Here is a 12,185-nt window from a genome sequence, read left to right on the forward strand (position 1 = left end):
ATGGCGAACGGCACCGATGGCCCGCGCATCTCCCGGCGCGCGTGGGTCGTGAGCGGCGCGATCACCGCCGCCGTCGCCCTGGTCGCCACGCTCGCCGTCGTGTGGCCCGGCTTCGACGCCCAGCAGACTCCCCCCGACGACGGCAGCATCTGGGCGATCCAGTCCGGTGAGGGCCGTCGCTACGCCCGCGTGAACACGACCGTCGGCGAGATCGACACCGTCAAGCAGGTCGAGAACCCGAGCGGCGTCGTCCAGAACACCGACCGACTGCTCGTCTACGCCGAGGGCGACACCCGCTTCGCGGACGTCGACATGGCGACGCCGGTCGATCTCGACTCGGAGGCCGAGGACACCTTCCAGAACACTCCCGCCGGCACCGTCTCGGTCGTCTCCGAGGGCGACGTGATCGCCTACCTGACCGACGGCGGCTCCGTCTACAGCTCCTCACTGACCTCGGGGGCGTCCACCGTCGTGATCGACCCGTACGCCGATGTCGAGACGGAGGAGGACGAGGACCGGCCCACCTTCGTCGCGACGGCGATCGCCGTCGGCACCGACGGCGTCGTCTACGCCTACTCGGCCGCCGAGAACCGTGTGATCCGAGCGGATGCCGCCGACGGGCGCGTGCTCGGATCCGACACCGTGTCCGAGGAGGCGGGCGAGAGCGTGCAGCTGAGCGCGGCCGGCGACGGCTGGGCGCTGCTGGCCACCGAGTCGGGCGAGATGTGGGTGCGCGGCCGCAGCGAGGCCCTGACCTCCGGCACCACGGGCGGCGTGCTGCAGCGCGCCACATCCGCCGGCGACGTCGTCTACGTCGCCGATGCCACCGGACTCGTCGCCGTGCCGCGCGACGGCTCGGCGCCCGAGCGCGTGGAGGACACCGCCCAGGGCGTCCCCGCCGCCCCCGCCGAGCTCGCGGGCACGGTGTACGCGGCATGGCTACCCGAGGGCGGTGCGTCCGGCACCCTCTGGGCGAGCGACCGCGGCGCGGCCGACCTCGACTACGGCGGCTCTCAGCTCGGCGACGAGGTGGCTCCCGAGTTCATCGCGAACGGCGCCCGCATGATCCTCAACGAGACCCGTTCCGGCTGGGTCTGGACGCTGCCCGACGGCGCGCTGGTGCCGACGTCGCAGCAGTGGGACACCGACGACGAGCAGCCGAGCGTCCAGCAGGACGAGGTCGAGGCCGAGCGCGTCATCGACCCGAAGCCGCCCGTCGCCGTCGACGACGCGTTCGGAGTGCGGGCGGGACGCAGCGTCGTCCTCCCGGTGCTGCTGAACGACCACGACCCGAATGAGGACGTGCTGAGCATCGTCGCCGCCTCGCTCGAGGGACTCGACCCCGCCTTCGGGCTGGTGTCCACCACGAACGAACAGCAGGAGCTCGTCGTGCAGGTCTCGCCCGACGCCTCCGGCTCGGCGACGTTCCGCTACCGCATCACCGACGGCACCACGACGGACGGGCTCACATCCGAGGCCGCGACGGTGACCCTCACGGTGATGCCGGGGGACGCCGGCTCCGCCCCCGTCTGGTGCGGCGTCGAAGGGTGCCTGTCGACGTGGCCCACGCCGCAGGTCGTGCCCGGCGGCACCGTCTCGGTCAACGTGCTCGAGGGATGGGTCGACCCGGACGGCGACCCGCTCTACGTCTCCAGCGCGATCAACCAGTCCGGCGTCGGCTCGCTCGCGCTCGACCCGCAGGGCACCGTGACGTTCCAGCATCCGAACCCCAACGCGACCGAGGCGCAGTCCATCTTGATCTCGGTGACCGTGTCGGATGCCCGCGGCCAGTCGTCGGAGAAGCCGCTCGAGATCTCGGTCACCCCGAGCCCGCAGCTGACCGCGCAGTCGTTCGCCGTGGTCGGCACGGCCGGCGCGCCGACGACGATCGACGTGCGGCCGCACGTGAGCGGTGTCGACGGGGGCCTGTCCATCCGCTCCGCCAACGCGATCGACGAGAACAGCGCGGACATCGCCGTCAACAGCGTGGCCGGCACCTTCCAGTTCACCGCAGCGGCGGCGGGCTCCTACATCGTGCAATACGTCGTCGCAGACCAGGTCACCGAGGCGACCGGCACGGTGCGCGTGACCCTGGTCGACCCCGCGCAGACACAGATCTCCACCCCGCCGCTCACGGCGTTCGTGCGCCCCGGCGAGGACGCCACGATCGACGTCGTCTCGGCGGTGTCGAACCCCGCCGGTCTCGTGCTGCTCGCCAGCGACGTGCGAACGACCCCGGATGCGGCGGCGATCCTCACCGTCGACCTCGTCGGGCAGAGCCTGCTGCGCGTGGCCGGCGCGACCGACAACGGGCAGCCGGGCGTGCTCGGCGTGGTCTCTTATACGATCTCCGACGGGACCGGGAACGGCTACACGACGACGACCGGCGAGGTGACGGTCGTGCTCCTGCCCGCGGCTCAGGCAGAGCCGCCCATCGCCGTCGACGACGCGGTGACGGTGCGCGCGGGCACGCAGATCGACATCCCGGTCCTCGACAACGACACGGCCCCGGCCGGCGCCCTGTTCGCGATCGACGCCTCCACCGTGGCCAACGACTCCGGCGACGGCCTCGCGTTCGCGACAGGACGGCTGCTGCGCTACCTCGCGCCCGACGAGCCGGGCACCTACGTGCTCGGCTACACGATCTACCGGATGGGCTTCCCGGACATGACGGACACCGCCCAGGTGTCGGTCACCGTGCTCCCGAACGAGGCGAACGCCGCCCCCGTGCCGCGCACGCTCGTCGGACGCGTGCTCAGCGGGGCGACCGTCTCCATCCCCTTCGACCGCTTCGCGGTGGACCCGGACGGCGACGCCGTCGCGCTCGACCGCATCGTGGCGCAGCCCGATCGGGGGTCGGCTACCGTGTCGCCCGAGGGCGACGCGATCGTCTACACGAGCGCCGCGGGCGACAGCGGTCAGGTGACCTTCGTCTACCAGGTGCGCGACTCGCAGGGCGCGACCGGTACGGCAGAGGTGCGCGTCGGCGTCCTCGACGCCGAGTCCGACCCGAGCCCGGTGACGTACAGCGACTACCTCCAGGTGCAGGCGGGCGAGGGCGCCGAGGCGGTCGTCCGCCCGGCCGACAACGACATCGACCCGTCCGGCAGCGACCTCGAGGTGATCGACGTCCGCCCGAACGCCGAGGTGGGCTCTGCGGAGTACCGCGCGATGGAGGGGATGCTCCACGGCATCGACGAGAACGAGGTCTCTCTCCTCTCCGGCGCGCAACTGGGCACGTACTCGTTCGCCTACACGGTGCGAAACGGCAACGGCGACACGGCCATCGGGCTCATCGTGCTGAAGGTCGTGCGCGACCCGGTGCCGGACTACCCGGTGGTGCGCGACACGACGCTCACGATCGAGTCGCGCGAGGACTTCCCCGACGGCGTGGACGTGCTCGGCGGCAAGGTCTCGTGGAGTGCGGGCGACGCGTCGTCGCTCACGCTGTCCCTCTGGGGCGAGCACCCGGGCATCGAGGTCGACGGCCGCCGCATCTCGGGCCGTATCCCCGACAAGACGCTGCTCATCCCGTTCCAGGTCGACGGCATCTCCTTCGACGGCCGCGAGGTCACCTCGTACGGCTTCCTCCGCGTGCCCGGCACCGACGACCTGCAGCTGACCCTCCGCGGCTCCGCCGCCACCGTGCAGGTCGACGAGCGCGGCAGCGTGGAGTTCGACCTGGAGCGCTCCGTCGCGCTCCCCCCGCGCTCGCAGATCGAGGTCGACGGCTCACGGATCTCGGTCGGCGGAGCGCGCGCCGAGGCGGGCTGCGCGCTCGTGGCGGGCACCACCGTGCGCTACACCGCCGGCGCCGGGGCGCCCTGGGCCGACTCGTGCACCGTCCCGGTGCGCCTGGTCGGCCAGGAGGACTACACGTTCCTGACGGTGCACGTCGAGGTCATCGCCGAGGACCCGCAGCCGGAGCTGCGTCCCGCCTCGCTGACCGTCAGCCCGGGCTCCTCGTCGACGTACGACCTCACCGACATGACCACGTGGGCGGGCACCGAGGACTGGGCGGCGCTCAGCTACGCCCTGGGCTACACGGGCGACCAGTTCACCGTCACGCAGGCCGGCACGCAGGTGACGGTCACGGCGAAGGATGCGTCCCGCCCCGGCCGCCAGGAACCCGTCACCGTCACGCTCCCGAGCCACCGCGACACCCGTCCGTCCACTCTCGCCCTCACCGTCGGGCCCGCACCGTCCACCCTGCCCAAGGGCGCCACGCTCACCCAGCAATGCTCTCAGTCGGCGGGCTCGAGCTGCACGATCAACGTCATCGGCGCCGGCGGCGAGATCAACCCGCTCCCGGGCACCCCCCTGCGCCTCGTGAGCGTCGGCGCCGGTGCCGGCGGCAACTGCACCGGAGTCTCGTTCTCGGTCGCGAGCGCCACGGCGCTGCAGGCGAGTTGGGCGGCGGATGCCGAGGGCACCCGCTGCACCGTGAGCTTCACGGTCGAGGACGCCCAGGGCCGGCAGTCGAGCGGCGACCGCGACGGCCAGGTCACCCTCGATCTGCAGGGCTTCCCGAAGGCGCCGAACAACGTGACGCAGACGGCGTTCGGCGACCGCTCGATCACACTGAAGGTCGACGCGGGACCGGCGGCGAACGCGTACCCCGCCCTGCAGGGCTTCCGCATCTTCGACGGCTCGCAGCAGGTCACGACCTGCACCGCGGCGGGCGCATGCCAGCCGTTCCAGGTCGGCGCGAACGGCGAGCAGCGCACGTACGAGGCGCGGGCCTACAACGCCGTCGGCGACTCGCGCGCCGGCGTGAGCGTACGCGCGTGGGCCTACCGCTCCCCCACCGTCGGCCAGGTCACGGCCGAGCCGATCTACGTCAGCGGTCGCACGAGCAACGACTCGGGCGTCGTCCGCATCCGGATCCAGAACAGCGACCCCGAGGTGCGCAGCTACGAGGTCACCGGGGCCAACGGCCCGGTGTCCCGGGGCCGGGGCGACTACACCGAGCTCGAGGTTCAGCTGCCGGTCGGATCGGCGAACATCACCGTGACGCCGACGAGCAACCACGCCGCCCCCGACGGCAGCGGATCGGTGGGCTCGGCGGGCCGCGCCAGCGTCAACGTCGCCGGCCTGCCCAAGACGGGCGGCGTCTCCGTCCAGACCGAGGCGCAGACCTCCATCACCGTCTCCGACGCGCCCCTCGACCGCAACGGCAGCTCGCGGTCTTCCGAGATCGTCTACGTCGCCGTGCGCGCGGGCAACGACTTCTCGTGCTCGGTGGGCTCGGACGGCACCGGGCTCCGGGTCTCGGGCGGCGAGACCTCCTCGTCGCGGACGATCTCCGGGCTCGAGGAGAACCGCGAGTACACGGTCGGCGCGTGCGTCAGCAACGGCTTCGGCGCGGCGAAGACGGGGACGGCGAACGGCTGGGCGTGGGCGCCGCCGGCGGCGCCGTCGAGCGCCACGTACGAGATCCGCAAGCGCACGAGCGGTGGCAGCGTCACCTATCTCGTCGAGGACCAGCCTTCCGTTCCGTCCCTGCGGGACTTCGAGGTCGTCTTCGGCGGCTGGCCCAACCCCGCCATCGGCAGCGAGGGGTCGATGACGGCCAAGTACTGCCTCCGGGGAACGAACCAGTCCAAGTGCGGCGACGAGAGGACCATCGCACCCGCCGACCCCACGAGGGCGCTTCAAGCGCGCCTGGAGGGCGCCGGAGTCGGTTCCAGCTGCGTCGTCGGCTCGACCCTTCGGGCGACGGCGGGTCAGAGCCCTTCGGGGCTCGGCACCGTCGCCATCGATCCCGACAGCGTGCAGTACTGGGGAGGCTTCCTCGGATGGGAGCGCGTCCAGCCCGCGGATCCCGACCAGCCGCTCGTCGTGCCGAACGGCGCGAGACAGGTCCGCGCCGACGTGACGTTCACGTGGACCCACGCCGCAGCCCAGTACGGCGTGGAGACGTTCGGCATCACCGCCGACTGCACGGGCAGCGTCGAACCCGAGCCCGAACCCGAACCCACCGAGACCGACGACACGACCACAGAAGAAGGAACCCCATGACCGTCACCCCCGAGCAGACGACCTGGTTCCAGGAGACGTTCGGCGCCCTGGTCGAGAACGTCGAGCAGGTCGTGCTGGGCAAGCGCCACGTGATCGAGCTGGCCTTCGCGGCGCTCGTCTCGCAGGGCCACCTGCTGCTCGAGGACTTCCCCGGCACCGGCAAGACCTCGCTCGCGCGCGCCATGGGCCAGACGGTGCAGGGCGTCAGCTCCCGCATCCAGTTCACGCCGGATCTCCTCCCCGGCGACGTCACCGGCATCACCGTGTACGACCAGAAGCGCGGCGAGTTCGAGTTCCACGCGGGTCCGATCTTCGCGAACATCGTGCTCGCCGACGAGATCAACCGGGCGAGCCCGAAGACCCAGTCGGCCCTCCTCGAGGTCATGGAGGAGGGCCAGGTCACGGTCGACGGCGTCTCGCGCCGTGTGCCGACGCCGTTCCTCGTCGTCGCGACGCAGAACCCGGTCGAGCAGGCCGGCACCTACCGCCTGCCCGAGGCGCAGCTCGACCGCTTCCTCATGAAGACGTCGCTCGGCTATCCCGACCACGCCGCGACGGTCCGCATCCTCGAGGGAAGCGCCGCGGGCCGCCGCGAGGTGAACCCGGTCATCACCCCGGAGGCGGTGCAGACGATGTCGGCCATCGCGCAGGACGTCTACCTGAACCCTCTCGTTCTCGACTACATCTCGCGCGTCGTCGAGGCGACCCGCCAGGCCGCGCAGGTGCGCCTGGGCGTCAGCGTCCGCGGCGCCCTCGCGCTGACCCGGGCGGCGAAGACCTGGGCCGTGGCGCACGGCCGCGGCTACGTCACCCCCGACGACGTCAAGGCGCTCGCCGAGCCGGTTCTCGCGCACCGCCTCATCCTCGACGCGGAGGCCGAGTTCGACGGCGTCACCCAGGGCGCGGTGATCGGTCAGGTCATGCTCGACGTCAGTCCCCCGACCCAGCGCGAGTCGGCGTGACGAACGACACACAGTCCCGCATCAACCGCGTGTCCTCGACGTCGACCTCGACGTCGACGAAGACCCGCACACGTTACGACACGTCGCGGCAGACGACGGTCCTCGTCGTCGGGGGCATCCGGTTCTGGCGGCGACTGCGACGCACGACGACCCGCGCGGCCGCGGCGGTCGCCGCCACCGTCACGCCGGGCGGCTGGCTGCTCGTGGGGGCGGCGGTCGTCGGGCTCGCGGTGGGGCTTCCCCTCGGCTGGATCGAGTTCGTCCTCGCGGGGCTCGTCGCCCTCGTGCTGCTCGTGAGCGCGGTGCCGTTCCTGTTCAGCGCCCGCGCCTACGATGTGTCCCTCGGTCTCGCACACGACCGCGTCGTCGCCGGCAGCGAGGTGTCCGCATCCCTCCGCGTCGTGAACGTCGGCTCGGGCGTGGCCCTCCCCGGCCGGGTCGACGTGCCCGTCGGCGTCGGCCTCATCGACGTGCCCGTGCCGCTCCTGCGGAAGGGCGCGGTGCACGACGAGGAGCTCTCGATCCCGGCGATGCGCCGCGGCGTGCTCGACATCGGCCCCGCCCGCGCCGTCCGCGGCGACCCCCTCGGGATCCTGCGTCGCGAGATCGTCTGGGCGGACGTCCACACGCTGTACGTGCATCCGGTCACGACCCCGATCCCGAGCACCGCGACCGGGTTCGTGAAGGACCTCGAGGGAAACCCCTCCTCCCTCGTCGTCGACGCCGACATCTCGTTCCACGCGATCCGCGAGTACGCTCCCGGCGACTCGCAACGGCACATCCACTGGAAGTCCACCGCCAAGACCGGCACGCTCATGGTGCGCCAGTACGAGGAGTCGCGCCGCTCCCGCATGGTGATCGTGCTCGCCTGCGGCGAGGACGAGTACGCGAACGACGACGAGTTCGAGCTCGCCGTCAGCGCCGCCGCATCGCTCGGGGCGCGCGGCATCCGCGACGGTCGCGACGTCTCCGTGGTCGTGGGCGGCGAGGTGCCCGAGTTCGCCCGCCGCACCGTGCGCACCTCGCGCGATCTGGCCACGGTGACCGCCCGCACGCTCCTCGACGACCTCGCCGGGCTGGAGAAGACCGAGCGCGTGAGCCCCCTCGGCGACGTCGCCGGGCTCGCCGTCGAGGGCCACGGCGACGTCTCGATCGGGTTCCTCGTGTGCGGCTCGACCCCCGCGCTCCGGACGCTGCAGCACGCCGCCCTCGCCTTCCCCGCCGATGTCGGCGTCGCGGCCCTGATCTGCGACCCGACCACCGAACCGGGCTACCGCACGCTCGGCTCCACCTCCGTCGTGACGATCGGTCTGCTCGAGGACCTCCGGCACATCCTCGCCCGGAGCGCGCAGTCGTGAGCGGGGCAGCCGAGGAGCGCCGCGCCCGCGCCCGGCGCCGGTCCGTGCGCGGCGAGCGCGACCTCGCCTTCACGATCGGCAACGTGGCCTTCGTCGACGCCCTGCTGGCGATCGGCGCCGCCGCATCCTGGTCGATCTCGCAGAGCCTCTGGTTCGTGCTGCTCGCGGCCGTCGGCATAGCCGCGGCGACCGCGATCGCGTTCCTCGGCGCGCTCCGGCGCTGGGCGTGGTGGCTCGTCGCGGCGGTGACCGCGGGCGCCTATCTCGTGCTCGGCGTCCCTCTCGCCGCGCCCACCATGGTCACCGACCCGGCGACGGTCCTCGGCGCCGTCGTCGGCGTCGTGACCGCCCCCGTCACGGGCTGGAAGAACCTCCTCACCCTCGAGCTGCCGGTCGGCACCTACCAGACGACGCTCGCACCGATCCTGCTGCTGATCCTCGTCCTGGGCGTGCTCGCGGCGTCCCTCGCCATCCGTGCCCCGCGCGCCTGGGTGCTCGCCGCTCCGCTCGCGCTCCTGCTCACGGTCTTCGGCGTGGCGTTCGGATCGAGCGCCGTCTCGGGGTCGGCGAGCATCGGCTCCTGGCGGCTCGCCGGAACCTGGGAGGCCGCCATCGGCCTCGCCGCCCTGCTCGTCGCGTTCGGCTGGTATCTGTGGCGCAGCATCCACACCCGCCGAGCGGCTCTCCGCGCCGCACGGCGTGCCGGCGGCGCCCGTGCGACGGGCCGCGCCCATCGCACCATCGGCACGCGGCTCGCTCTGTCGGGCGGGATGCTGGCCCTCGCTCTCGTGGCCGGCATCGCGATCGCCCCCTGGGCCGTCGCCGGCAGCACGCGCGATGTGATCCGCACCGCCGTGGATCCCGAGCTGCGCGTGCACGAGGCGCTGAGCCCGCTCGCCGACTACCGCACCTCCTTCGCCGACGACCGCTACGACGAGGTCCTGTTCACCGTGTCGACGGACGGTGCCGTCGACCGCGTGCGCCTGGCGACGCTGTCGTTCTACGACGGCCGCGTGGCGAGGGCGACCGACCCCGTCACCGGCGTCGCCGCCGCCGACACGGCGTTCACGCGCGTGCCCGCGACCCTCGCCGGCAGCGCCGACCGCGAGGTGGAGGCCCGGATCGAGATCGGCGCGTACGGCGGCATCTGGGTGCCGACCGCGGGCGAGCTCGTCTCGATCGACTTCGACGGCGCATCGCGGGCGGCCCTCGCCGACGGGTTCTTCTACAACGCGGAGGCCGGCATGGGCGTCGAGCTCGCCGATCCGGGGCTCGAGACGGGTGTCTCGTACACGCAGACCGGTCGGGTGGGCGATCTCGTCCGCGACCCGGCGACCCTCACCCCGTCGCTGCGGTCTCCGGCCGTGGACCCGGCGTACGTCCCGGAGCGCCTCGTCACCTGGATCGAGGCGCAGGAGGCGCCGGGCGAGGGCGCAGGACTGGCCGAGCTGATCTCACGGCTGCGCGCGCGGGGGCTGCTCAGCCACGCCGTGACGGTCGATGCCGACGCTCCCCCGACCTGGATGGGCGACCTGGGCGAGTACACCTTCGAGCCGAGCCGGGCCGGGCACTCGACCGACCGCATCGGCGTTCTCTTCACCGCCCTCCTCGACAAGCAGAACGAGGTCGGCGGCACCGACGACACGCAGCTGGTCGCCGCGGCCGGCGACGACGAGCAGTTCGCGGTCGCCGCGGCGCTCATCGCCGACCAGCTCGGGTTCCCCGCCCGGGTCGTGCTCGGCACACGGCTGACGACGACCGAGGACGAGCTGCCCACCTGCGACGACGGCGAGTGCCGCGGCGGCGACCTCGCCGCGTGGATCGAGGTGCAGGACGTCGACGGCAGCTGGACGGCCATCGACACCACCCCGCAGCACGCCGTGCCGCTCTCGCCCGACATTCAGCAGCGCCGCGACCCGCAGAACACGACCGAGGTCGAGCCCGAGCAGGCCGACACCGTGCTGCCCCCCGAGGCGGACCCGGCCGACTCCGCGAACCAGGAGGAGGAGGAACCGGAGACCCCGGTCGATCTCGCCTGGCTGTGGGACGCCCTCCGCGTCACGGGCATCGTCGTGTCCGCCCTGCTCATCCTGCTGCTGCCGGTCGCCACCGTCCTGATCGCGAAGCTGTTGCGACGGCGCACGCGGCGCGACTCCCCCGACCCCCTCGACCGCGTCGTGGGCGGATGGGAGGAGTACCTCGACGTCGCGGTCGACCACGGCCGGCGAATCCCGCGCTCGGCGACCCGCACAGAGACGGCCGAGGCGGTGAGCCCGGGCGCGGACTCGGCGGGCGGCACCCTCGCGGTGCTCGCCGACCGTTCGGTGTTCGCGCAGGTGCCGCCGACGGATGCCGACGGCACGCGGTTCTGGGAGCTGGTCGACGCCGAGCGGGCGCGGTTCCGCGACGAGCTCGGCTGGTGGGCGCGGTGGAGGGCACGGCTGTCGCTGCGATCCTTCGCGCGCGGCGTACGGGAGATCGCGGCACGAACACGGGCGGGTGGACGATGACGGACGGAATCGTACTGGTGACGGGCGCGCGCACCGATGTGGGCCGGGTGCGCGAGATCAACGAGGATGCGGTCATCGCGGAGCATCCGGTCTTCCTCGTCGCCGACGGCATGGGCGGACACGAGGCCGGCGAGCTCGCAAGCGCCGCGGTCGTCGACGCGTTCCGGCCGCTCGTCGGACGCACGGACGTGTCGCCCGAGGACGTCGTCGACGCGGTGACCGCCGCCCACGCCGCCGTCTCCCGCCTCGCGAGGACCCGCGCTCGCGGCGCGGGCTCGACCCTCGCCGCGGTCGTCGCGGTCGCGCAGGGGGGCACGCACGGCTGGCTCGTGGTGAACATCGGCGACTCCCGGGTCTACCGGCTCGTCGGCAGCACCCTCGAGCAGCTCACGGTCGACCATTCCGTGGTGCAGGAGCTCGTCGACGAGGGAAAGATCAGCCGGGCCGAGATGTCGACCTATCCCGGCCGCAACGTGATCACCCGTGCGGTGGGCGACCAGGGCAGCGCCGCGGACTACTGGCTCGCCCCCATCATCACCGGCGAACGCCTGCTGATCTGCTCCGACGGGCTGTCGAACGACCTCACCGACGAGGCGCTCCGCGCCGGACTCTCGCTCGGCGGATCGGCGCAGCAGACGGCTCACGGCCTCGTCGATCAGGCGCTCGCGCGCGGCGGCCGCGACAACATCAGCGCGGTCGTCGTCGACGTGCGCTCGGGCGGACTCGCGCAGCGGGCGGACGAGGTCACCGGCGGGTTCGCGACCAGCGCGGAGGCGACCGTGCATACGATCGACATCGACACCCGCACCTCCGACCGACAGCGAGCACGCCGTGACTGAGCGCACCTGGTTCGACGGGCCCCTGCCCGCGATCGCCACCGACCGGCTCGCCGTGCTCGTCAGCGGCGACGCGGCGATCCCCGCCGCCCGTCGCGTCCTCGCGGTGGCGGCGGCGGCGGCCACCGCGACGGACGTGCTCGACGCGCTGCTCGAAGAGGGCATCGCCGCCGTTCCCGCGTTCGCGATCGTCGCGCTCGAGGACGGCGCGCTGACGGCGTTCCTGCGCGGTCCGTTCGCGCTGCGCTTCGAGGACGGCACCCACCGCGTGTGGCGGGTCGACGGCATCGGAGCGCATACGTGGCGCGAGGTCGCCGCCGACGGGGTCACGCGTGGATGGGCGGGATCGCCCGACGCCGAGCCGCGGCTGCTCGATCTCGGAGCGACGCCGGAACGGCCGGTCCGCTCCGGCCCACATCGGTGCGCGCGCCCGTCACCAGTACGATTCCGTCTGTCATCGCCCGCCCGCCCGTGTTCNTGCCGCGATCTCCCGTACGC

Annotated in this window: 5 protein-coding genes; all 5 read left to right on the forward strand. The window is 72.8% G+C overall.

Annotated features, from left to right (window positions below; translation table 11 throughout):
* From GVL03_RS12980 to GVL03_RS13000, 5 genes are read left to right on the forward strand one after another with little or no spacing between them, the layout of a single operon-like run.
* Positions 1–6,021, forward strand: a complete 6,021-nt coding sequence (locus tag GVL03_RS12980) for an Ig-like domain-containing protein (protein WP_159501430.1) — start codon at positions 1–3, stop codon at positions 6,019–6,021.
* Positions 6,018–6,983: a MoxR family ATPase gene (locus GVL03_RS12985; RefSeq protein WP_159501431.1), complete on the forward strand. Its 966-nt coding sequence runs from the start codon at positions 6,018–6,020 to the stop codon at positions 6,981–6,983. The genes GVL03_RS12980 and GVL03_RS12985 overlap by 4 nt, the downstream gene beginning before the upstream one ends.
* Positions 6,980–8,341 (forward strand): DUF58 domain-containing protein, encoded by a 1,362-nt coding sequence (locus GVL03_RS12990; protein WP_159501432.1) that lies wholly within the window; start codon positions 6,980–6,982, stop codon positions 8,339–8,341. Before GVL03_RS12985 ends, GVL03_RS12990 begins: the two co-directional genes overlap by 4 nt.
* Complete coding sequence (locus tag GVL03_RS12995; protein ID WP_159501433.1) at positions 8,338–10,851, forward strand: transglutaminase domain-containing protein; 2,514 nt, start codon at positions 8,338–8,340, stop codon at positions 10,849–10,851. The genes GVL03_RS12990 and GVL03_RS12995 overlap by 4 nt, the downstream gene beginning before the upstream one ends.
* The gene (locus tag GVL03_RS13000; RefSeq protein ID WP_159501434.1) at positions 10,848–11,690 is read left to right on the forward strand and encodes a PP2C family serine/threonine-protein phosphatase; all 843 of its coding nucleotides are present in this window, start codon (positions 10,848–10,850) and stop codon (positions 11,688–11,690) included. The genes GVL03_RS12995 and GVL03_RS13000 overlap by 4 nt, the downstream gene beginning before the upstream one ends.
* Positions 11,691–12,185: the final 495 nt, after the last annotated feature.

Origin of the sequence: Microbacterium sp. 18062, from assembly GCF_902706225.1 — a bacterium.
In the GTDB taxonomy this organism is placed as follows: Bacteria; Actinomycetota; Actinomycetes; order Actinomycetales; family Microbacteriaceae; genus Microbacterium.

Bases quoted from the DNA above. Each gene is read 5' to 3' on its own strand.
- GVL03_RS12980 (WP_159501430.1), top strand. From the start codon at position 1: ATGGCGAACGGCACCGATGGCCCGCGCATCTCCCGGCGCGCGTGGGTC.
- GVL03_RS12985 (WP_159501431.1), top strand. From the start codon at position 6,018: ATGACCGTCACCCCCGAGCAGACGACCTGGTTCCAGGAGACGTTCGGC.
- GVL03_RS13000 (WP_159501434.1), top strand. From the start codon at position 10,848: ATGACGGACGGAATCGTACTGGTGACGGGCGCGCGCACCGATGTGGGC.